Genomic DNA, 23,189 nt, shown 5'->3' on the forward strand with positions numbered 1-23,189 from the left:
ATGTTCAAAAAAATTCTCATCGCCAATCGCGGGGAAATCGCGCTGCGCGTGATCCGTGCCGCGCGCGAAATGGGTATTGAGACAGTCGCCGTGCATTCCACCGCCGATGCTGATGCGATGCATGTGCGCATGGCCGATGAAAGTGTCTGTATCGGCCCGCCCACCAGCACCAACAGCTATCTGTCGATCCCCTCTATCATCTCGGCATGCGAGATCACGGGGGCCGAAGCGATTCACCCTGGCTATGGGTTTCTCTCCGAGAACGCGAATTTCGTGCAAATCGTAGAGGATCACGGGATCAAATTCATTGGCCCCTCTGCCGAGCATATCCGCATCATGGGCGATAAAATCACCGCTAAGGAAACGGCAAAGGCGCTTGGTATTCCTTGCGTCCCCGGCTCTGAGGGGGGCGTTCCCGATCTGGACGCGGCCAAGAAAGTCGCTGCCGATATGGGCTACCCCGTCATTATCAAAGCCACTGCAGGGGGCGGCGGTCGCGGCATGAAAGTGGCGCAAAGCGCCAAGGACTTGGAAAACGCATTCCGCACGGCGCGCAGCGAGGCGAAATCTGCCTTTGGCAATGACGCGGTTTATATTGAGAAATACCTCACCACGCCGCGCCATATTGAGGTGCAGGTATTTGGCGATGGTAAGGGCAATGCAGTTCATTTGGGCGAGCGGGATTGTTCTCTGCAGCGCCGTCACCAAAAGGTCTTCGAAGAGGCCCCAGGCCCCTGCATAAGCGAAAAGGAACGCGCCGAGATCGGGGCGATCTGTGCCAATGCGATTGCCAAAATGGGATATGAGGGTGCTGGCACCATTGAATTTCTCTACGAGAAAGGCGCGTTTTATTTCATCGAAATGAACACCCGCTTGCAGGTGGAGCATCCCGTGACCGAAGGGATTTTCGGGGTGGATTTGGTGCGCGAGCAAATTCGCGTGGCAGCGGGCTTGCCGCTCAGCTTTGCGCAGGAAGATTTGCAGATCAACGGCCATGCCATTGAGGTGCGGATCAACGCGGAAAAAGTGCCACAATTCTCCCCCTGCCCCGGCAAGATCACGCAATACCACGCCCCAGGTGGTTTGGGTGTAAGGATGGATAGCGCGCTTTATGATGGCTACCGCATCCCTCCTTATTATGACAGCTTGATTGCCAAGCTGATCGTTCATGGCCGTGACCGACCCGAGGCGCTTGCCCGCCTCAAGCGCGCCTTGTCAGAATTGATCGTGGATGGTGTCGACACCACTGTGCCTTTGTTTCACGATTTGCTCGACCAAGAGGCGGTGCAAACAGGCCAATATAACATCCACTGGCTGGAACATTGGCTGGAAGAAACCTTCGGCAAGGCCTAATTCTGGCACAAAATCAAAGATCACAGGCCAAAATGCGTGCAGCATTTTGGCCTTTATCATGCTAAATTTCACTCATGCCCGACACCCAAGCCGCCCTTGAAATTACCCCGCAACTTCTGTTGCAAGCCTATGCAGCGGGCATATTTCCAATGTCCGAGGGCCGCGATGACCCAAACCTATTTTGGGTTGACCCAAAACGGCGCGGGATCATTCCGCTAGACGGCTTTCACATATCCCGCAGCCTTGCCCGCAGGATCCGCCAAAACCCATTTGAGATTAGGATCAATAGCGATTTTGCAGGTGTTGTGGCCGCCTGTGCGGATCGGGACGAAACATGGATTAATGCGGAAATAACCGCTTTATACAGCGCGCTGCATGAGAATGGATTCGCCCATTCGCTTGAGCTGTGGCAAGGGCGTGATCTGGTGGGTGGTGTCTATGGGGTGGCGCTTGGGGCTGCGTTTTTTGGGGAAAGTATGTTTTCGCGGGCGCGTGATGCCTCGAAAATTGCGCTCGCCTATTTGGTCGCGCGCCTCAATGCAGGCGGGTTCACGCTCTTTGATGTGCAATTTACCACGCCCCATTTGATCCGCTTAGGTGCTATCGAGATCTCGCGCATCGACTATCGCAAGCGGCTTGATGCGGCGCTTGAGAAACATGCAGATTTCATGGCGGGCGGGGGCCTATTCACCCCTCAGGATGTGCTACAGCGCAACACCCATACATCATAGCGCGGGTGATCAAAGGCGATCAGCGCGGGGCTGGAGGCCACCATCCATCCATCAAACAAGGCCCGCCCATCGGTGTCGGTGATGCGCATATGGGCGAAAGCATCTGAATTGGCGTCACTCTCAGGATAACGGCATTCAACCATTTCAACCGTGATACGGCCAAGCCGCGCCGCGGCCCCAGTCGCCAATTCCAAATCACGCGATTGCGCCAAGGTTTTGTCTAAGGCGCGCAACAGCGCCCCTGACCCCGTTTCTGTTGCGATTTCTGTGATGGACGTCACGCCGCCCAAATCAGGTTCAGCGGGGCTTGTTTCCAAGAGTACACCCGATTGCCCCGCATCGCCATTATCGGTCAGGGTCACATCCCCAGTTTCCGCTTGCGGCACGATCACAGGCGCCACCTCCCCCATAACGGGGGCAGGCGCGATAACTGTGCCGCTGCCAAGAGGAAGGCTGCCTTCACCAAAGGTTTGCGGGCGGCTTGTCTCTGCGCCAGTATCAAGCGGCAAAGGATCAATCGGGATCACAACAATGCCATCGGCCGACACTTGCCCATTCAAACCCAAGGTTTGATCTTGCGCGCCCACAGGGCCTACACAAAAGGCTGATATCAACGCCAATCCCGCCAGACGCGCCCGCATGTTACTGCCCAGATCCCGAGAAGGCGCGCATCAGCAAGGTCACAAGGCTGACCGAACTTTGTGTGTTTAATACCTCATCCCCAGCGGTCAAGTTAAACGGCGAACCACCTGGTTGGATGTCAACAAATGACCCACCCAAAAGCCCCTCTGATGCGATGCTTACAATGCTGTCATCAGGCAACAGAATATCGTCACGGATATTCAAGGTCGCTTCTGCGCGGAAGGTGGCAAGGTCAAGATTGAGGCTGCTGACAGTGCCGACCCGAACGCCCGCAAGGCGCACGTCTGTACCAATTCCGATCCCTTCTGCAGAGCGGAACAGCGCCGATACCTCGTAGCTTGACCCCGTGCTGCGCCCGATCCCGCCGATTTCAGCGGCATAGAGCAGAAACCCCGCAGCTACGGCCAAGACCGCACCGCCGACCAAAATTTCGCTCAATCTATTTTCGGCCATCACGGAACCCCTCTCATGCTTCCAAAAAAGCGCACAGGCTTATTCGGGGCTCCATGCCTCGTAATCCTTGCGCGCGACTGGTGCGGCCTGACGCAACGAACCCGCAGGCGCATAGGCCGCTTCTGATCCCGTCAGGTTCATTTCGTGCTCTTTTTCCCACGCCTTGCGCGCAAGCGGAGCATCGGCAGGGGATTTATCCCATGTGTGATGCAACCAGCCATGCCAATCAGGGCTGATGCGGCTGGCTTCGGCCTCGCCATTGAAAATCACCCAACGGCGTTTGCCATCGCGGGATTGGTAGAACACATTGCCCTGCGCATCCTCACCAACCTTCTGGCCCTTCCGCCAAGTGTAGATTTGCGTTCCAACCGTCTGACCATTCCACCAAGTCACAAGGCGCAGCAGGAATGAGAGCATGACAATCTCCAAACTAAATCGCGTGTCGTTTTGTCTTCTAATGCCGCAACACGCCGCTAAGGTCTAGGGGCAATGCCAATAACAACTGCGACAGATGTTGTTTTGCACACGCCAGCGCCCTAAACATAACCCTCAGGGAAACACGCGAGGAGAAAAACGCCATGTCCGACCCCAAAAGCCTAAAATTTGACACGCTGCAGATCCATGCAGGTGCGCATCCAGACCCTGCAACAGGCGCACGCCAAACGCCGATCTATCAAACCACGGCCTATGTGTTCAAAGATGCTGATCACGCGGCGCGTCTGTTTAACTTGCAAGAGGTCGGCTTTATTTACTCGCGCCTGACCAACCCCACAGTCGCTGTGCTACAAGAGCGGATCGCGACCCTAGAGGGCGGTGTTGGTGCGGTTTGTTGCTCGTCTGGTCATGCGGCGCAGATCATGGCCCTGTTTCCGCTCATGGGGCCAGGCTGCAACATCGTGGCCTCTACGCGCCTTTATGGCGGCACAGTCACCCAATTCAGCCAGACCATCAAACGCTTTGGGTGGTCTGCAAAATTTGTTGATTTCGATGATCTTGACGCGGTGAAAGCGGCGATTGACGATAACACGCGCGCCGTGTTCTGCGAGGCCATCGCAAACCCTGGTGGCTATATCACCGACCTGCGCAGTATTGCGAATATCGCCGATGGCGCAGGCATCCCCTTGATCGTGGATAACACCTCTGCAACACCTTATCTCTGTCGCCCAATTGAACATGGCGCGACATTGGTTGTGCATTCCACCACAAAATATCTCACGGGCAATGGCACTGTCACAGGCGGCTGTGTGGTTGATAGCGGCAAATTTGACTGGTCAGCCAATGATAAATTTCCTTCGCTCTCGGCACCTGAACCCGCCTATCATGGCTTAAAATTCCACGAGGCGTTGGGGCCGATGGCCTTTACCTTCCACTCAATCGCGATTGGCTTGCGCGATTTGGGGATGACCATGAACCCGCAAGCGGCGCATTATACGCTGATGGGGATTGAGACCTTGTCGCTGCGGATGCAGCGCCATGTTGAGAATGCCGCGAAAATCGCTGCATGGCTTGAAAAGGATCCCCGCGTTGATTTCGTGACCTATGCGGGTCTGCCATCCTCGCCGTATCATGGGCGGGTCAAGGATATCTGCCCCAAAGGTGCGGGCGCATTGTTCACCTTTGCTGTGAAAGGCGGATATGAGGCTTGTGTGAAACTGGTAGATAGTCTTGAGCTGTTCAGTCATGTCGCCAATTTGGGCGATACGCGTTCGCTGATCATTCATTCAGCATCAACCACCCACCGCCAGCTGACCCCAGAACAGCAACAAGCAGCGGGGGCAGCACCTAATGTGGTGCGTGTCTCCATTGGGATTGAAGATGCAGATGATCTGATTGCCGATCTTGATCAGGCCTTGGCCAAAGCAACCGCGTAAACCTTGCGCCACTGAAAAAGAAAAACCCCCGTCCAAACAGATTTAGATGGGGGTTTTTGATAGGTTCGGGCAGAGGCCAGTGTCGGCTGCTAAACTGGGGACTGGCCTCTGCCCCGGGCTACGATGGGGTTACGGAGTAGCCCGCACCCAACCTGCAAGATTGGCCAGCTGCAGGAGGGGCGTTCCAATATCTGCGGAAAAGTCCCAAATTGATTCACCCGACTAAGGCGCTTGCATCAAGAATTCAGGTCTGAGATTTCCCCGTGAATCGCATGTGACACATCGGGCGCTCGTTTTCAATCATTTTGATTATTTTTTATGAATTTCAATGCAGAGAAGGCGTTGTATTTAGGAAACATATATTAATTATAGTTACATATAGATATGAGATATGAGCGGCTTAGCAGCGAGATTGGTATAAACGCGCGGTCGGTTAGTACGGAGTTTAAGCGTGGATCAAAGCTCGCTCAATGTGTTGCCGCGCATGCGCCAGCTTTTGGCGTCGCTTGAGCGGGACTTAGGTCTTGTCTCGCTGCCCAAAGTAGAACTTGATCTTCTATACGCGATCGACCTTTTGGCTGAAAATCCAGACGAGATTTTAACATCTGCAGAAATCCACAATCATCCGTTGATGCGAGACGTCCCCACAGCCACATTCAATCGTGCACTGAAATCTCTTATGAAAAAGGGGTTTATACAGTTGAATTCTGACAGTCGCGCCAAACATTATCGCAAGACAGAGCATTGGCCCAGTCTTTTGCAGCGTGACGATTGACATCAGTCAAATTTAAGCATTTGCAATCTTTAGGCATGAGTAATAGGTCTTTATTAACAACAAGACTTTAAGATTGGTTATCGTAGTTCGGAGCGGGCTCTCAGCTCCAAAGGAGTCAACCGCGTGGTTAAATGGTTTAAATGTCTTGCGGGACCTGCGTTCCTGCGCGCTGTTTCACATCTGAAAACCGCTTTTTTCGTGTCCTCAGCCCTGTTGGGTGCCGCGTTGATCAATCATGGCTTGATGAGCCAAACCAATGCGACCCTCCATTATGCCACGGAGTCCGTTTTGATCTTCTTTGGCTTTGCAACCATCGCCAAAGTGCTGACCGCTTGGCTTTATTCACATTCTGGGCTTCTCTACGGCCTGCCAGGTATCGCGCTGACTGTATATATCTACGACACCGAAAATGATGCCCATCTCTTCTTACTGGGCATGATCGGGCTCACGGTGCCCGTTCTCGCGTTCAAACTGCTGGCCTTCTTGGAGCACTATATCACAGTGGCACAGCGCCAGTCATGGCGGGTGTTACCACCCGTTACTATCGCAAGTAGTGCAATCTTGATGATCTGTGCATGGGCGATAGCGCCCAACGCAGAATTTGGACTTTCAGCACTGTTTGAATTGGCGGCTGTCGCACTGTTTGATGCATGCCTGCTGATGAGTGTGCTGTTGATCGCCCTCGCCCTGACACGCGCCTACGAGCAACGGCGCTGATCTCGTTCAAATTTTTATAAATATAGCGCTTATCTGGTTTATGCCCCCTGCAACTATCGTATAGAGTTAGGCGCGAGGAGGGAAAAATTACCCCCCCCCTTTGGCCCACTTAACGAGAAGCGCATCGGTATTTTGAGCACGGAGTTCACGCTACACCTGTCGCCCGAGGCCATTAGCCTTGCTTCACGCCGCTCTGATGATGCGTGGGAGGTAATCGTTCGCACTGCACCAGATGCAGAGGATCTCAGCGCCGCTTTCGCGCAGATGAAATCTCTGATTGAGGCCAAAGACAACGCCCAAGTTTTGGTGATTGTCCCGCGCGAGCAAGTTCTGTTTACAAGCTGCGAAGCCCCTGATGAGGCCACCCCCGCCGCTGAGCGGCGCGCAGTCGAGGCCAAACTGGATGGCCTCACCCCCTATGAATTGTCGGAATTGCAATATGATTGGCTACGCACGGATTCCGTGATCCAAATCGCCGCCATTGCAGCGGAAACCATCCAAGCCGCGCAAGAGTTTATAAAATCCTACGGGATCACGGCTGTGGCATTGACCGTGGAAACACTGCCAGATGATTATGATGGAACGCCCATCTTTCATTTGGCAAAGCGCCCCAAACCGACACCGCATGTGCAAAACCTTGCGACCATTCCTGCCCCCAAGCGCAAAATTCGCCTAGAGGACATCGCGCTCTTCGTGCCGCGTTTTCGCAAAGGAATGGCCCTTGGTCTTGGCGGGGGGCTTGGCGTGACTGTTGCGGCATTTCTCCTGATGCCTTCTGCCCCAGAGCAGGATGTGACGCCTGAAGCCCCCGCTGTTGTCGCAGCAACGCCCCCAGTTGCCGAGCCCGCCCCAAGCGCGCCTGTGGCAAACGGCCTGCCTGCGCCCGATGTGGCACTTATGGCGACAGCGCCTACCCTTACTGCGCCAAGGCCACGGCGTGACGGCACCATCCTTGCCGCGATTGACCCGATCCTGACCCAACAAGATGCACTGGCCCTACGCCCACCCTTGGGCGGTATCGGCGATGATACCCCGCCGCCAATCCTCTCGCCGATCCCCTTTGGCGCGGGCAGCGTTTTGAACAGCGCGGGTCTTGTCGATCCAACCCCTGAGGGGGCGTTGAACCCCGATGGAGTATTGGTCTTTGATGCGGCGCCCCCCGTTGCGGCAATCCCGCGCCCCGATGCCATCCTAGAAGCGGCCCGTGCGGCACGGCTTGAGCAAATCGAAACATTGGCAGCCACGCTGCCGCGCCTCAGACCTGAGAATTTCGCAGAAATCCTTGAGCGCCAGCAATTTAACGGCTTTACGCGCAGCGAATTAAGCGGCATCACGCCGCAACTGCGCCCCGCCTCACTTCAAGAAATTGCCGAAGCGGCCCGCGCCGCCGAGGCAGTAGCCCTCGCCGTCAGTGAAGGACGCAGCGCCAATCAGGCCTTGATCAGCGATTTGGCTGTCGCGCGTTCGCTTTTGCCACAGGCCCGCCCCTCGGGCTTTGAGGCAGTGGTGGCCGCTGCAACACCTGCAAGCGCCGCTGCACCAAATGGCGTTGCTGCAGAGGCCGCGGCACAATCAGGCGCAGATGAGGAAATTGAGGCGGAAATTGCCGCCGTCAGCACCGACACCCCATCCGGCGAACGGGTGACCCGCGCCGCGACCAATCGCAATGCCATAAATTTGCGCGACACGAATTTGATTGGTGTCACTGGCCCTTCGAGCAGCCGCCGCGCCTTGGTGCGCCTGCCATCGGGTCGATTTGTTACGGTCGAAGTTGGAGATCGTCTTGACGGGGGGCGGGTCGCCGCGATTGGCGATGACAGCCTTCAATACATCAAGGACGGCGAAAATATCACGCTAGAGGTGCCAAACGGCTAAATCAGGACAAGTGCTGCGAGGCCAAGAAAGGCGAAGAAGCCCACAACATCGGTGACTGTGGTCACGAATGTGCCAGAGGCGAGCGCAGGATCCGCGCCAAAGCGTTCTAACGCAACGGGGATCAATATCCCCGCCAATCCCGCCACAACAAGATTAACCACCATTGCGCCTGCAATGACGCCGCCCAAGAGAACGGAATCGAACCAAACATAACCCACAATGCCCATCACAAGGGCAAAGGCCAAACCGTTCAAAGCCCCCACGCCCGCCTCACGCATTACAACACGCCACAGGTTGGCGGAGGTGAGGTCGCGTGTTGCAAGCCCACGCACAGCCAAGGCAAGGCTTTGCGTTCCGGCATTGCCCCCCATAGAGGCGACAATCGGCATCAACACGGCCAAGGCCACCAATTGCGCAATCACCGCTTCGAATTGTGCAATCACCACCGAGGCCAAAATCGCGGTGCCCAAATTGACGAACAACCAAGGAAAGCGTTGACGCACAGTTTCAAAGGTCGTGTCGCTAAGGCTTTCATCCACGCCCAAACCTGCAAGGCGGCGCAAATCCTCTTCATTGACCTCATCAAGAACGCTCATGGCGTCATCAATGGTGATCACGCCAACCAATCGCCCATCATCATCGACAACGGGCGCAGAGATCAGGTGATACTGGTTAAAGGCGTAGGCGACATCATCCTCATCCTGCTTGGCAGGGATGGTGCGAAAGCTGTCTTCCAGAATGTCTTTCAATGATGTTGCCCGCGCACTCGACAACAACCGCCCAAGCGAGACATAACCCACAGGTTTCATCGCAGGGGTCATGAGGATGATGTGATAGAATTGTTCGGGCAATTCCGCCTTTTCGGAACGCAGATAGTCAATCATCTGCCCGACATTCCAATGTTCGGGCGCGCGCACCACCTCGCGCTGCATAAGACGCCCAGCAGATCCTTCGGGAAAACTCAGCGCCTGTTCAACCGCGACCCGATCCGCATCGTCAAGCGCGCCAAGAATAGCCCCTTGCTGATCTTCTTCTAGGTCTTCGACCAGATCAACAACATCATCCGAGTCCAACTCGCGCACAGCATCGGCCAGAACATCGCTTGGCAAAAGCGGCAAAATGTCTTCACGGATTGACCAATCAAGTTCAGAGAGAACCTCACCATCAATCCCACGCGACCAAAGCGCCAGAAGGGCTGCGCGCTCGCCGCTGGAGATTTGTTCAAGAATATCAGCGATGTCAGCAGGGTGTAGCGGCTCTATCAACTCATCGATGGCATCTACATCCTCGGCACTAACCGCACGCCGCAATTGCGCGCGCAGACTATCGTCCAACGCATAAGCGTCACGATCATCAACTAGATGGAGGTCTTGTTCGTCCAAAATGATCCACCTCGCGCAACAAGATCAGGCGTCGCGCGGGGTATGACATTGCAAAGCCGATCTGAAAAGGTGGTTTTGCGAAAAATCCCAAAAGGGACAGTCAGCGCGGAGTTACAGCTCGGCGCGAATGGCCGCTGCAATATCCCCAACCACAGCCGCCATTAGCCCCTCATCCTCGGCTTCGGCCATAACGCGAATAAGGGGTTCTGTGCCTGATTTACGGATCAAAATACGCCCCGCCTGCCCCAATCGGGCCTCTGCTTCGGCGATGGCGGCCTTGACTGATGCTGCCTCTAACGGGGCTTTGTCAGGTGAAAAGCGCAGATTCTCTAACATCTGCGGAACGGGATCAAAGCTGCGGGCAAGCGCGCTTGCAGGCTTGTTCTGGCGCACCATTTCAGCCAAGAATTGCAAACCTGCCATCAACCCATCACCCGTGGTGGCATGGTCGCTCATGACGATATGGCCCGATTGCTCACCGCCCAGATTATAGCCACCTGTGCGCATCGCCTCGACAACATAGCGATCCCCAACGGCCGTGCGGTGTAGGCCAATCCCGCGCCCGCCCAAAAACCGTTCCAATCCCAAATTTGACATCACAGTGCTCACCAATGCACCACCTTTGAGACGGTTCTCATCCGCCCATCGCGCCGCCAACAGCGCCATGATCTGATCCCCATCCGCAACTTGGCCAGCCTCATCAATGATCACAATGCGATCAGCATCGCCATCAAGGCACAAGGCCACATCGGCCCCTGTTTCCTTGATCTTGGCAATCGCGGCTTGCGGCTTTGTTGACCCGACATTTTCGTTGATATTGAACCCATCAGGGCTAACGCCAATCGCCACGACTTCGGCGCCCAATTCCCAAAGCACTTCGGGGGCGGCGCGATATGCGGCACCATTGGCGCAGTCGATGACAACCTTCAAACCTTCAAGGCTCAGACCTTGGGGGAATGTGCCTTTGACGCGTTCGACATAGCGGAAACGACCATCATCAATGCGCCGCGCGCGCCCGATATTGCCCGCTTGTGCAGGTTGAACATCCCCAAAGACAAGGGCTTCGATCTCGGCCTCTGCCTCGTCTGACAGTTTGAATCCATCAGGGCCAAAAAACTTAATCCCATTATCTAAGGCGGGGTTGTGGCTTGCGGATATCATCACACCAACATCTGCCCGCATGGAGGGGGTCAAAAGGCCCACAGCAGGGGTTGGCACAGGCCCCAGCAACAGAACATCCATGCCCGTGGAGGTGAAGCCCGCCGTCAGCGCATTTTCCAACATATAGCCCGACAGGCGCGTGTCTTTCCCGATCACAACACGATGGCCGCGCTCCATATCACGGCGGAAATAGCGCCCTGCCGCCGCACCCAATTTCAGCGCCATATCGGCGTTCATGGGATAGCTGTTTGCCTGACCCCGCACCCCATCTGTGCCAAATAATTTTCGTGCCATTTTATTACCCCTCCCCAAGGGTCAAACCGCTTGCTGCCATATAGGCAGAAATCATCGCTTGATGCACGGCTATATCATGGACACGCAGCATCTGAACCCCCTGCGATATGGCCCATAGGCCGATTGCCGCCGATGCGGCATCACGCTGATCTGCCTCTTTGATCCCCGTCACATGGCCCACAAACCCTTTGCGCGATACGCCCAAAAGCAACCCACAGCCAAGCCCGTGGAACAGGCTGATGTCACGCAACAACGCGCGGGTTTGCGCAAAGGTCTTGCCAAAGCCCGCCCCAATATCAAGCAGGATTTGGTCATGCGTCAGCCCTACAGAAAGCGCCTGATCGCGCATCGCAGCAAGCCCATCGTAGATATCGAGAACGACATCTTGATAGGCATCGGGGGCCAAATCTTGCATGGTTTCAGGCGTGCCAAGCGAATGCATCAGGATCACGGGCGCGCGGCTCTCGCGCAGAACCTCAATCATATTTGCATCAAAGCGCAGCCCTGAAACATCGTTGATCACCTGCGCGCCCGCAGCAAGGCCCGCACGCGCCACATCGGCCTTGCGCGTGTCAAGCGAGATCACGCCAGAGCCGCGCAACGCCTCTAGCGCAGGCATCAGGCGCGCGATTTCTTGTTGCTGCGGCACTTCTTTGGCGCCTGGCCTAGTGCTTTCTGCGCCCAAATCCAAAATATCTGCGCCTTCCGCCACAAGACGATGGGCTTGCTCCAGCGCGGCTTGGATGTCCTCATGTCGCCCACCATCGGAAAAGCTGTCTGGGGTGAGGTTCAAAATCCCCATAAGGCTTGGGTGCCGCATAGGCACAGTCGCAAAATCACCACGCGCTGCCGTCAAAGGCGCGCGCCACGCCGCGGGCAAGTCTGCGGCGGGCAAAATCTCGCGCGCGCCCGTGCGGCTTAACCGCTCAACATGCGTGAAATGGCACCAGCCCCCTGCAAGGGGCACGGCCGCAGGCCCAATCGCGGGGCCCGTAACAGGTATGGGGCGATAATAATCAGACATAGGATTAGCCCTACCCTGTGGCTCAGCGTCCATCAAGTTTACTGCCCAGATTAAAGATCAGGCATCACGTCAAACGGCCATGCCTGCACAGGGATAGACGATTTCAACGGCGGGTGGCCGCCCAAATAAACAATACGCTGCGCCTCAAATTGCTCGGCCAACCACAGCGCCAATTGCTCCCCCGTCACTTTAGCCCCTTTGGGTGGTTCGGCACTGTCCAAAACCAGTTTTGAAGGGGCCCAAACCGAAATTTGCCCCTGCCGCATGGCCCAGTCCAATTCTGTGCGACTGTCCACCACCACACAGCGATCATCGCAAGAGGCCAAGACCCAAGCGTTCTTTTCCATATCCAACAGATCAATCCGCCGCTGCGGCAGGCCGTGGCGGGCTTGAGGCTGCGCCAAGCCCGTGCTGCCCACGCATAGAATGACAGGGGCACCTGCCTGCTCAAGGTGATCCAGAAGCTGCGCCAAATCAGGGCGTGCAATTGCATCATTGGCCAAATACACGATCAAAGGATGCGGGCCATCATCCGCAAGAAGACTAAGGCGCTGATTGGTCTCTGCTTCGCGCATAATCTCGACCCCCAAAACATAGGGCCCGCGGTCCAATTTCTCAATTCGCACGAAACAGCGCGCAGCCAATGGGTGGCTCAAGACCCGCTCTGCAATTCGCACCGAGAGCGTTTCCAGCAAATTGACACGGCCCTGCGCAAGTTCGGCATCAATCGCCTCGACAATGCGGTCGTAGGACAAAATGCGATCCACATCATCCTCGGCGCTTTCCGCCTGAGAGCGCACCTCTACGACCACATTAAAACGGATGCGCTGCAAAATCCCGCGCTCGGCTTGAAAGGCGCCGATTTCAACATCCCGCTCATGATTAGACATCGAAATACGATCAAGGGGGGCATCTGTGGCGGTCGCCTTGGCCCGCTCGGACGGGTGGGCAAAAGCAAGTCGAATATCATCCGTCATAGGCGTAGGCTTTCGTGATCGTCTTTTTGCAGGTTGCATAGCCCAAAACACAGCAAAAGACAGGCGTCAAAACCGCCGCAACCCGCGCTATCAGCGACCCGCTCTTGCGCTGCGCTTAATATTGCTGACGATAGAACAGATGCTGCCCAATCGTGGCAGTGCGGGGATAAACCCGTGCCCAGTCAGGATGGACATAATCCGCATGATAATGCGTAGCCCCTGAGGTGAGGGTGCGCGGCGCGCCATCCATCATCAAACGGGCGATGCGCGTCAGGCGGTCCCATGTGGCACGATCCGTCACATTTTCAGGGATGCCATCACAGGCATAGGTGAATTGGCAGGCCAAGTGCCGATGCGCGTTTTGGTAGACGACATCGCAAATGTTATCTGGATAATTGTCGTTATCCACGCGGTTCAAAATCACTTCGGCCACGGCATATTGACCGCGGATCGGTTCACCACGCGCCTCGAAATAAAGCGCCTCGGTGAGGCATCGATGCTGCGCGTTACTGCGTGGACGGGGCAACGACATCAATTGGGCTTCATTATAAATCTGACGCGGCGCCCCATTTCGACCAAAGCGGGAGCGCACAGCCGCACCCAAACGGGCAACTTGTGAGGGGCTGATGCCGCGCAACGCAGCGCGCTCATCAAACATCAAAGACGATAGGCGCAACTCCATCGAACCGGCTTGCGGCTGCGAAGATGACATAACAACGGGATAATCCCCATCATAGATTGAGGACGTTTCCGCCAAGGCGGCATGTGACATAAATAACAAGGAGGCCGCAATCGCAGCGCATGCCTGTTTGAAACCCATTACCTCTGCTCCTTGGGGTTGATCCCCAATGTCGCAATCCGTTGATCAGAATGCGACAGAGCCATTAGCACGGTTTTCTAAAACCGACAACTTGACCCACGTTTTTGCGTTTGACGCGCAGCACACCGCATCATTTAGACGTAGGCCTTGGCAAATCAGATGGCAGACTCAGCGCAATATCAACGCTTTGCGGGGAGAGTCTCATCCTCCAACACCCATTGTGCCGCCGACAGCTTGGCCAAGGGAACACGGAAAGGTGAACAAGACACATAGTCAAAACCAGCGATCCGCGAAAAGCGGATCGAATCTGGATCACCGCCATGCTCCCCACAGATGGAGAGGGTCACTTCGGGGCGGACAGCGCGCCCACGTTCTGCGCCGATGAGCAGCAATTCACCCACCCCTTCCGTGTCCAAGCGGGTAAACGGGTCTTCCACAAACACACCTTGCTGAACATAGGCCGACATAAAGCGCCCCGCATCATCGCGCGACAAACCATAGGTCATTTGGGTTAAGTCATTGGTTCCAAATGACAAAAAGGACGAAGATTCCGCGATCTCACCTGCCCGCAACGCTGCGCGCGGCGTCTCAACCATTACCCCAAGGCGATAGGTGAAACTTTTGCCGTTTTGGGCGGCAACGGCGGCGGCGACCACATCCACCCGTGATTTTACCAACTCAACCTCGCGCTTGGCCGAAACAAGCGGGATCATGATTTCGGGAACAACGGGATTTTTCCCCTCGCTTGCGGCAATGGTTGCCTCAAAAATCGCACGGGCCTGCATGTCATAAATCTCAGGCACGGTGATCCCAAGACGCACGCCGCGCATCCCCAGCATTGGGTTATATTCTTGCAACGATTCAATGCGCGCGGCCACGCGGCTTACGGGCAAATCCAACGCTTCGGCCAAGGCGCGAATGCCATCGCGATCTGAGGGCAAGAATTCGTGCAAAGGCGGGTCAAACAGTCGGATACACACGGGCTTGCCCTGCATCCGTTTAAACAGCTCGGTGAAATCCCCCCGTTGCATCGGCAATAATCGGTCCAAGGCTGCCGCCCGGTCACTTTCGGTTTCGGCAAAAATCATTTCGCGCATCAAAGTCAGGCGATTTGGATCAAAGAACATATGCTCTGTGCGGCACAATCCGATCCCGTCAACACCGAATTGCTGCGCGGTTTCCACATCCTCAACTGTGTCCGCATTGACGCGAATGCCGATGTCGCGAATTTCATCGGCCCAGTGGATCAGCGTGGCAAAGGCTCCGCCGACAGCAGGCTCGATCATCTTGGCCGCCCCCACCAAAATATCACCAGAGGAGCCATCAACAGTAATCACATCCCCCTCATGGAACACGCGCCGCCCTGCGGTGGTGAGCGTTTTCTTACGCATATCCAGTTGCAGGCTGTTTGCGCCTGTCACACAGGGCAAACCAAGCCCGCGTGCAATCACGGCGGCATGGCTGGTCATACCACCCCGCTCGGTCAAAACGGCCTGCGCGGCGTGCATCCCACGCACATCTTCAGAACTGGTTTCGCGTTTGACCAAAATTGTGGCTTCGCCTTGCGCAGCCAAGGCCTGGGCCGCGGTAGACGAAAAGACAATCTTGCCGGTCGCAGCCCCAGGTGCGGCGGCAATACCACGCCCCAAAACATCACGCGGGGCCTCGGCATCCACCTGACGGTGCAACAATTGCCCCAAGGAAAAGGGCGGTATCCGCGACAAAGCCTCGCCGCGCGAAATAACGCCATCATTGGCCAAATTGACCACCGTTGCGACTGCCGCGCGTGCAGACCGGGGCGCGCGCACCGCGTCAAGAATGTTCAGCTGACCATTCATCAAGGTGAATTCAATCTGCATTTCTTCGCGCAATTTCTCACGCATCAAAGCGCCCGCAGCGATCAAGTCATGATAGGCCTCTGGCGCCGCATCTTGAAGGGAATGGCCACGCGCATCACTGCGGATGTAGAGCGCATCATCATCACGCAATGCCACCCGGCCCTGCGCCTGCGGCACGAAACGACCGATCACATCGGCGTCTCCCGTGTCGGGGTCAATCATTTGAACGATACCAGAGCCCGAAACGCCCTCACCGACACCCAGTGCCATGCGCTGCACCACAAGACCAAGACCCGCATCAGCAGGTGCGCCTTGCGCCTGCCGCAACAGCCGCGCGGTTGTCCCCTCCCACGCCCGCGCCATAGAGCGCAGAACCTCGCGCAACTGCACGGCGGGGTCTTGGGGAAAGGCCTCCTCCGCTTCATCCTCGAAATAGTCTTTGGCAATCCGTGGGGTCAGTGGCCCCTCAAATTCATCGGCATCCAGACGCAAGACATCCACCGCATAGGCGCGGATGAAATTGACATAAAGCTGATCTGCCGCGCTGCGCCCATGAACCTTGGCCAAATGCTCAGCCAATTCGTCATTCATCCCGATATTTAGCACCGTGCCGGGCCCGCCCCAATCCGCAGCTTGGCTGCTGGAGCGCACAGAAACCAAGGCATGAGGGCCAAACTCAGCCCAAAGCGGGGCCAGATCAGGAACCACCCCTTGCGCGATTTGGCGCACAGCGTCAAAGGACAAAGCCGCTGTCAAAGGCACGGGCAAACCCAAGCGCACCAAACGCTGCAAGCATTTGGCGCGATTGCCATGAGTGGCTGTGTGCATATCCGCCGTGGCGGTGATCAGCGTATAGTCGGGGCGATTTTTCATTTGCAATTCTTACTCTTAGCCGAAACTGGCGAAGACACTAAGATATAATCATAACGCGATCTGTAAAGCGCCGCGATGCAGCATTACCCCTCTATGCGCGACAAATCGGCGACCTTGCCACAAGTTTCCACGATTTCATGCAGCAAGTTCAGACGATTGCGCCGCACTATTTCACTATCCGCATTGACCTGCACTTTTTCGAAAAAGGCATCAATCGGCCCGCGCAGCGCGGCCAAAGCGGCCATGGCGGTCGCAAAATCCTCAGACGCTAGGGCGGGGTTGGCCGCGTCCCGCGCCGCGGCAAGGGCCGCGAAAAGCGCGCGTTCTTCATCGGTTTCTGCAAATTTCATATCTGCACCAAACCGATATTCCACCCCATCCTTAGCCTCTGCTTGCGTCAGGATGTTGTTGGCACGGCGATAGCCTTGGATCAGATTTTCACCATCATCGGTCGACAGCACCGCCTGCACGGCGCGCGCCCGCGCCACGACCAAGGCCAAATCATCATTGCCCGCCATCGACAGGCAGGCATCAATCACATCATGGCGAATGCCCTCATCGCGCAAATGCACCTTGAGGCGGTCGTGGAAGAACGAAAGGAGGTCTGTGGCTCCAGCCTCAGGTGCATCAGACCCAAAACCCGCACCACGCGAAACGAAGGGGACGGATAGGTTCAAGCGCACCCCATTGTCCAAAATCAATCTGATCACCCCCAAGGCCGCACGGCGCAGCGCGTAGGGGTCTTTGCTGCCTGTTGGTTTCTCATCAATCGCCCAGAAGCCCGTCAGCGTGTCGATCTTATCGGCCAAGGCCACGGCAACGGACAAAGGCGCGTTTGGCACATCATCTGACGGGCCAAGGGGTTGGTAATGTTCCTGCGCAACCGCTGCAATTTCAGGCGCATAGCCTGCCTCAGCGGCGTAATAGCGCCCCATCAGACCTTGCAATTCAGGGAATTCATAGACCATCTCAGAGGACAAATCCGCTTTGGCGATTTTGGCCGCTTGGCGCGCCTGATCTGCGTCCGCCCCCACAATGGGGGCCAGTTCCGCCGCCAACTCCGCAATCCGTTTGATCCGCGCGGCCTGCGAGCCAAGTTTCGCCTGAAAGGTCACATTCTCAAGGCTTTGCATCCATTGGGTGATATCCGATTTGGCAACGCGCAAATCATTTTCCCAAAAGAATTTCGCATCTGACAGACGCGCAGAAAGCACCTTTTGATTGCCCGCCAAAATGGTCGCACCCTCATCTGCGGTGATGCGGTTGGCGACGGTCACAAAGCGCTCAATCCGCCCTGTCTTGGGGTTCTTCACAGAAAAGAATTTCTGATGCTCTTTCATCGAGGTCTGCAAAACCTCTGGTGGCAGGTTCAAGAAATCCGCACCAATCTCGCCCATCAAAACAACGGGCCATTCCACAAGGCCCGCCACCTCGGCCAAAAGGCCGCGATCTTCGACCAATTCCATCCCCGCGGCAAAGGCCATTTGACTGGCCTCGTGCCAAATGGCATCTGCGCGTTCATCTGCGCGCAAGATCACATGGGCACGTTTCAGCTTGGCTTCATAATCCTCAAAACTGCTGACAGCAAAGGCATCAGGAGCCATGAAGCGATGGCCGCGCGTTTTGTCACCCGCCACAATATCATCAACCTCGAAGGGCACAACGCGTGCGCCCGCCTCATCGGTCAAGAGGCATAGGATGGAATGCAAAGGCCGCACCCAACGCAAAGACCCTGCCCCCCAGCGCATGGATTTCGGCCATGGGAAATTGCGAATGACCGATGGCACCAATTCCGCAATAATATCCGCAGCATCACGCCCCTTATGGGTGATACGGGCGACATAAATCTCGCCCTTTTTATCTTCGCGTGTCTCAAGCGCATCGCGTGACACGCCTGCGCCGCGCAAGAACCCTTCGATCGCCGCCTCTGGTGCATCCACGCGCGGGCCTTTGCGTTCTTCTGTTGTAGTTGGGGAATTGGCGCTCAGCCCGTCCACCACCAAACACAGGCGGCGGGGGGTCGCAAAACTTGCCGCAGATGCATAGCTCAGCCCCGCATCAACCAGACCATTGGTGACAAGCGATTTCAAATCCTCGGCCGCTTTGGCTTGCATGCGGGCAGGGATTTCTTCGGAAAACAGTTCCAGCAGAAGATCGGGCATAGATTTCGTCCTATTGCGGTCGCGTTAGATCCAATCAAGATTGACGCGGGTGATCGGATAGGCCTCGCTCAGGCGTTCGCGCAAAGCGCGGAAACGGGGGCGGAGCTCTTTGAATTTATTTTCATGGGTTTCAGCCACAGTCAGGCGGATTTTGTCAAACAGGCCCGCCGCCTCCATCGCTTCGAGAAGGTCAAGCTCGGCGCCCTCGACATCCATTTTGACAAAGGCGATTTCGCCATGCTCTGCGATGAGATCACGCAAAAAGGCCGGGAAATCCAACAGGCGCACATCTATCGCGTGCCCCAGATCCTGATCAATCATCCGCCCGCCCTCCAAGACAGTGGATTTGACGGATGCACCTTTTGGGTTTTCGTCAAAATTGACAGCCCGCATCAATTGGATCGTGCCTTCGCGCGTGCCAAGTGCCGCTTCGTGAATGGTTACGTTTGGCGCATCGGCAAAGCGTTTCTTCAACGTATCAGTACAATAGGGATCAGGATCAAATGCGTGAACATGGGCGCCTGACGCGGCAAGCTGTGCGGTCACATCGCCAACATTCGTCCCACAATCGCAGACCACATCACGCGGGGTCAGCATCGACACAACCCCCATCAACAGCCCATCCGCCTGCGCCTTGCGCGCACTACGGCGCGCGCGGCGGCGGAACCGATCAAACTCGGCTTGCAGCTGTTCAAGTTCGGTAAGGGTTTCGGTCATTGCATACCCTCAGGGACAGGCGGGCACCCTTCTGGCACAGGATCCTCATTAAAGGCCGCTTCGCCGCACGGGTTGATCTGCCGCCAAGCATGGCCCTGCCCTACGTCATCCAAGGCAACCACGATATCGACCCCATAGACAAAATCGCGCGCACCCAAATAGGCGGTTGCGCGCCCCGCCTCTAGGGCGGCACCAATCGCCTCGGCGTCAAAACATTGGAACCAAGATGGCGCGATCAAGGGCGTTGCACCCTCATAGAGTTCTGCTGCTGAAATCAGCACCTCTTGGCCTGCCTCAAGATCAAAACAGGCGCGGAACCGAATGGGCGAGCTGTTGCTGTCAATGCCATCGAAGTTGGAAATGGCCAAAGGCATGGGCGCGCCATCAACGCTGAGCGTGATCTGCCCGCGCGGATCATCGGGCATCACAGGGGCGTAATAGGCGCGGGTCTGCGCATACCACATTCCCGCCCCTGCCGCCAAAGCCGACAGGGCAATCGCCGCCACCACAAAACGACCCAAGCGTTTACTGCTCATGCGTGCTGCCCCTCATCAAATCCGCCCGCCTCAGTTTGTACGAAAGCGTCAGCGCAAAGTTTCGCCAATGCGCGCACGCGACCAATGTAACCTTGCCGCTCCGTCACCGAAATGACCCCACGGGCATCCAACAAGTTGAACATGTGGCTTGCCTTGATGCATTGATCATAGGCGGGATGCGCCATGATGATCCGCTTGCCTGTTTTGGGATCAATATTTTCTGCGGCAAGGATGCGCTGACATTCCGCTTCGGCCTCTTCGAACTGACGCAAAAGAATATCTGTATTGGCCGTGTCAAAGTTAAAACGGGAATATTCTTCCTCGGTCTGACGGAAAACATCCCCATATTTCAACGCAATCGGTGCATCTGGATCATTAAACGGCATCTCCATCACATGATCCACGCCCAGAACATACATCGCCAGACGCTCAAGACCATAGGTCAACTCGCCCGACACAGGGTGGCAATCATGCCCGCCCACCTGTTGGAAATAGGTGAATTGGCTGACCTCCATGCCATCACACCAAACTTCCCAACCAAGGCCCCAAGCGCCCAAAGTCGGACTTTCCCAGTCGTCCTCCACAAAGCGAATGTCATGCATCGCCATATCAATCCCAATGGCCTCAAGGCTACCAAGATAGAGATCTTGCAAATTGGGCGGGCTTGGTTTCATCAGCACCTGATACTGGTAATAATGCTGCAAGCGGTTAGGGTTCTCCCCATACCGGCCATCGGTGGGGCGGCGCGAGGGCTGCACATAAGCTGCCGCCCAAGGCCGCGAGCCTAAGCTGCGCAAGGTTGTGGCAGGGTGAAAGGTTCCCGCCCCGACCTCCATGTCATAGGGCTGCATCACGGCACAGCCTTTCTGCGCCCAGTAGGTTTGAAGACGCAGGATGATCTCTTGGAAACTGCGGGGCTTTTCCATGCGCGACATTGATCGTTCCTTGGGCTTAACGAAAGTTGTCGACCACATAGGACGCAGGATGCCGAGGGTCAATCACAGCTTATGAGCTGCGCGATGGGAAATTTAGGAAATTATTGGTGAAAACGGGGTGCATCCCGTCCGTTTCGCGGATAACCTGAACAAAATCACCCTTAAGGTTACGGATTAGGGCAGTATGCAAAATCACGGGGTTCGGGCAGGTCAGACTGCGCGGTTGCGGGAGGCAATTGTGATCTCTTTGGCCGTTCTATGCGCCAGTCTGATTGGCCACGCGCCAGAGGCCCAAGCGCAGGCCCAAACAGATTTGGTTTGGGTGCAAATCGAAGCGCATCCTGATCTGGTTACAGCGCAATCGCGTCTGCGCGTCTATGAGAGTAACAGCGCCACCATGGGGTTAGCAGGGTTCATGATGCGCACGGGCCTATATGCACTGGCCCTCGGCCCCTATCCGCGCGAGGTCGCACAGGAACGCCTGCGCGATCTAAGGGCCTCGGGTCAAATCCCTAGCGACAGCTATATGCAAACGCCGCAAAATTATACGCGCCAATTCTGGCCTATTGCGGCCCAAGCGACAGCACCGCAGGTGATCGCAATTGAACCTTTGCCCGAGATCGCGCCACAAGACGCGCCTGAAAAACCATCACAAACACCCGTGGAACCAAAAGCCGCCCCCGTAACCACGCCCCAAACAGATGCGCTACCGCAACAAACCCTTGCCCTAGCGCGCGCAGGCGAAGCAGATCTTGATCCCGCCGCGCGCGATGATCTACAGCGCGGGCTGCTATGGTTCGGGCTTTATGATGGGGCGATTGATGGGGTATTTGGCGCGGGCACGCGGGCGGCCATGGCGGCATGGCAGCGCAGGAATGACTGGCCCACAACGGGGGTATTAACCGCCGCCGAACGGTCAGATTTGATCGCGCAATGGCAAGCAGATTTGGGGGAACTTGGGCTAGAGCGGATCACGGACACCCGCGCGGGCATCGCAGCACTCTTGCCCATGGGATATGTGGAATTCGCGGCCTATGCCTCCCCTTTCGCGGTCTTTGCACCGACAGATGCGCGCGGGGTCGAGGTCGTGCTGATCTCCGCCGAGGGGGATCAGGCGCGGCTGCAGTCTTTGTTCGAGATCGTAACGAATGCCGACATCATGCCCGAAGGGGGCTTGCGCGATATGCTGCGGGGCCGTTTTGATATTGCCGCCAGTGATGCGGCACGCTTTACCACTGGTTTTGCCCGCTTAGAGGGCGGCGCGATTAAGGGTCTGATCATCCGCGGCCCCGCTGCTGAATATACCCCCATCGCACGGCTGATGCCGCAGATTGAGGAAAATTTCTTGGCATTAGAAGGCGTGTTAGAGCGTGACACCGCACAAAGCGGCACATCACCCGCGCTGAATGCATCGGAAACAGAGCCAAGCCCCCTTGCGCAACGCTCAGGCGTTTTTGTGACGGACACTGGCCATGTCCTAACCGATGCAAGCCTGCCGCAAACCTGCCCTACCCTGCGCCTCAATGATGCGATTGCCGCGCGGGAGATTTACCGCGACAGCGCCCTTGGGATTGTGGTGATTGCGCCAGACACCCCGCTGACCCCACCAGATTTGGCTGAATTTACCGCAGCCTCGCGGATGGGATCGGCGCAGTATATCGCTGGATTTGCCTATGAGGGCAGGGTTTCAGCCGCAACCTTGCGACCCTTGAAGGACGCAGGCCCCGCCTATCCAACCCCCTCGCAAACCGAGTTGGGCGGGCCCGTTCTTGATGCCACAGGCGGGCTTTTGGGGCTTTATCGCGGGGGGGCTTTCACGCCTGCTGCCGATATCACCACAACGCTTGCGGCGGCAGGGCTGCCTGCCCTGCCCCGCGTGATCCGAGAGGAACCGCTGCGCGGCGAGACCTTAGCGCGGCTTGCGCAGGCGATTACGGCAAAGGTGACCTGTCTTTCGCGTTAAGCGTGTATTTTGGCAGAAATAGCCCCAAATCGGAGACAAAATTCCTACGCCCCTTCCCCTTGCGGCGCGGCGCGATATGTTGCACCACCA

Annotated in this window: 20 protein-coding genes; 7 read left to right on the forward strand and 13 right to left on the reverse strand. The window is 56.5% G+C overall.

Going from position 1 to position 23,189, the window contains the following annotated elements:
* Positions 1–1,353 carry an acetyl-CoA carboxylase biotin carboxylase subunit gene (accC, locus tag AAC622_RS07200; RefSeq protein WP_340261133.1) on the forward strand — a complete coding sequence of 451 codons (1,353 nt, stop codon included), beginning with the start codon at positions 1–3 and terminating at the stop codon, positions 1,351–1,353.
* Positions 1,354–1,427: 74 nt separating this feature from the next.
* Positions 1,428–2,084, forward strand: coding sequence for a leucyl/phenylalanyl-tRNA--protein transferase (gene aat / locus AAC622_RS07205; protein ID WP_340261134.1), 657 nt, complete (start codon positions 1,428–1,430; stop codon positions 2,082–2,084).
* Here aat and AAC622_RS07210 read toward each other — a convergent pair.
* From AAC622_RS07210 to AAC622_RS07220, 3 genes are read right to left on the reverse strand one after another with little or no spacing between them, the layout of a single operon-like run.
* Complete coding sequence (locus tag AAC622_RS07210) at positions 2,048–2,725, reverse strand: DUF2155 domain-containing protein (protein WP_340261135.1); 678 nt, start codon at positions 2,723–2,725, stop codon at positions 2,048–2,050. The genes aat and AAC622_RS07210 overlap by 37 nt on opposite strands.
* Position 2,726: 1 nt before the next feature.
* Positions 2,727–3,179, reverse strand: coding sequence for an outer membrane lipid asymmetry maintenance protein MlaD (mlaD, locus tag AAC622_RS07215; RefSeq protein WP_340261136.1), 453 nt, complete (start codon positions 3,177–3,179; stop codon positions 2,727–2,729).
* A gap of 39 nt (positions 3,180–3,218) precedes the next feature.
* Positions 3,219–3,596 carry an NADH:ubiquinone oxidoreductase subunit NDUFA12 gene (locus tag AAC622_RS07220; RefSeq protein ID WP_445322605.1) on the reverse strand — a complete coding sequence of 126 codons (378 nt, stop codon included), beginning with the start codon at positions 3,594–3,596 and terminating at the stop codon, positions 3,219–3,221.
* A 161-nt stretch (positions 3,597–3,757) separates the two neighbouring features.
* Between AAC622_RS07220 and AAC622_RS07225 the strand changes: the two genes are divergently transcribed.
* The 4 genes from AAC622_RS07225 to AAC622_RS07240 all read left to right on the forward strand — a co-directional run bounded on the left by AAC622_RS07225 (position 3,758) and on the right by AAC622_RS07240 (position 8,417).
* Positions 3,758–5,050 (forward strand): O-acetylhomoserine aminocarboxypropyltransferase/cysteine synthase family protein, encoded by a 1,293-nt coding sequence (locus AAC622_RS07225; RefSeq protein ID WP_340261137.1) that lies wholly within the window; start codon positions 3,758–3,760, stop codon positions 5,048–5,050.
* A gap of 451 nt (positions 5,051–5,501) precedes the next feature.
* Complete coding sequence (locus AAC622_RS07230) at positions 5,502–5,825, forward strand: hypothetical protein (protein ID WP_340261138.1); 324 nt, start codon at positions 5,502–5,504, stop codon at positions 5,823–5,825.
* Positions 5,826–5,948: 123 nt separating this feature from the next.
* Positions 5,949–6,542 carry a hypothetical protein gene (locus AAC622_RS07235; RefSeq protein WP_340261139.1) on the forward strand — a complete coding sequence of 198 codons (594 nt, stop codon included), beginning with the start codon at positions 5,949–5,951 and terminating at the stop codon, positions 6,540–6,542.
* Between the two features lie 132 nt (positions 6,543–6,674).
* Positions 6,675–8,417 carry a hypothetical protein gene (locus AAC622_RS07240; RefSeq protein WP_340261140.1) on the forward strand — a complete coding sequence of 581 codons (1,743 nt, stop codon included), beginning with the start codon at positions 6,675–6,677 and terminating at the stop codon, positions 8,415–8,417.
* On the opposite strand, the gene mgtE is transcribed toward AAC622_RS07240, so the two are convergent.
* The 10 genes from mgtE to AAC622_RS07290 all read right to left on the reverse strand — a co-directional run bounded on the left by mgtE (position 8,414) and on the right by AAC622_RS07290 (position 21,136).
* The gene (gene mgtE, locus AAC622_RS07245; RefSeq protein ID WP_340261497.1) at positions 8,414–9,805 is read right to left on the reverse strand and encodes a magnesium transporter; all 1,392 of its coding nucleotides are present in this window, start codon (positions 9,803–9,805) and stop codon (positions 8,414–8,416) included. The genes AAC622_RS07240 and mgtE overlap by 4 nt on opposite strands.
* A gap of 105 nt (positions 9,806–9,910) precedes the next feature.
* Positions 9,911–11,254 (reverse strand): phosphoglucosamine mutase, encoded by a 1,344-nt coding sequence (glmM, locus tag AAC622_RS07250; RefSeq protein ID WP_340261141.1) that lies wholly within the window; start codon positions 11,252–11,254, stop codon positions 9,911–9,913.
* A gap of 4 nt (positions 11,255–11,258) precedes the next feature.
* Entirely contained in the window at positions 11,259–12,278 is a 1,020-nt protein-coding gene (gene folP, locus AAC622_RS07255; protein ID WP_340261142.1) for a dihydropteroate synthase, read from the reverse strand.
* 50 nt (positions 12,279–12,328) lie between these two features.
* Entirely contained in the window at positions 12,329–13,255 is a 927-nt protein-coding gene (locus AAC622_RS07260; protein WP_340261143.1) for a dihydroneopterin aldolase, read from the reverse strand.
* 115 nt (positions 13,256–13,370) lie between these two features.
* Positions 13,371–14,075 (reverse strand): cell wall hydrolase, encoded by a 705-nt coding sequence (locus AAC622_RS07265; RefSeq protein WP_340261144.1) that lies wholly within the window; start codon positions 14,073–14,075, stop codon positions 13,371–13,373.
* Positions 14,076–14,254: 179 nt separating this feature from the next.
* Complete coding sequence (locus tag AAC622_RS07270) at positions 14,255–16,786, reverse strand: putative PEP-binding protein (protein WP_340261145.1); 2,532 nt, start codon at positions 16,784–16,786, stop codon at positions 14,255–14,257.
* A gap of 83 nt (positions 16,787–16,869) precedes the next feature.
* Entirely contained in the window at positions 16,870–18,948 is a 2,079-nt protein-coding gene (gene glyS, locus AAC622_RS07275; protein ID WP_340261146.1) for a glycine--tRNA ligase subunit beta, read from the reverse strand.
* A gap of 24 nt (positions 18,949–18,972) precedes the next feature.
* A complete protein-coding gene (locus AAC622_RS07280) occupies positions 18,973–19,665 on the reverse strand; it encodes an FkbM family methyltransferase (protein ID WP_340261147.1) in 693 nt (230 codons plus the stop codon).
* Positions 19,662–20,201 carry a DUF6446 family protein gene (locus AAC622_RS07285; RefSeq protein ID WP_340261148.1) on the reverse strand — a complete coding sequence of 180 codons (540 nt, stop codon included), beginning with the start codon at positions 20,199–20,201 and terminating at the stop codon, positions 19,662–19,664. Before AAC622_RS07285 ends, AAC622_RS07280 begins: the two co-directional genes overlap by 4 nt.
* Positions 20,198–21,136, reverse strand: coding sequence for a glycine--tRNA ligase subunit alpha (locus AAC622_RS07290; protein ID WP_340261149.1), 939 nt, complete (start codon positions 21,134–21,136; stop codon positions 20,198–20,200). Before AAC622_RS07290 ends, AAC622_RS07285 begins: the two co-directional genes overlap by 4 nt.
* A gap of 184 nt (positions 21,137–21,320) precedes the next feature.
* Here AAC622_RS07290 and AAC622_RS07295 point away from each other — a divergent pair, with 184 nt between their 5' ends.
* The gene (locus AAC622_RS07295) at positions 21,321–23,099 is read left to right on the forward strand and encodes a peptidoglycan-binding protein (protein ID WP_340261150.1); all 1,779 of its coding nucleotides are present in this window, start codon (positions 21,321–21,323) and stop codon (positions 23,097–23,099) included.
* Positions 23,100–23,189: the final 90 nt, after the last annotated feature.

The sequence above is a fragment of the Roseobacter sp. HKCCA0882 genome (assembly GCF_037805225.1).
Lineage (GTDB): Bacteria > Pseudomonadota > Alphaproteobacteria > Rhodobacterales > Rhodobacteraceae > M30B80.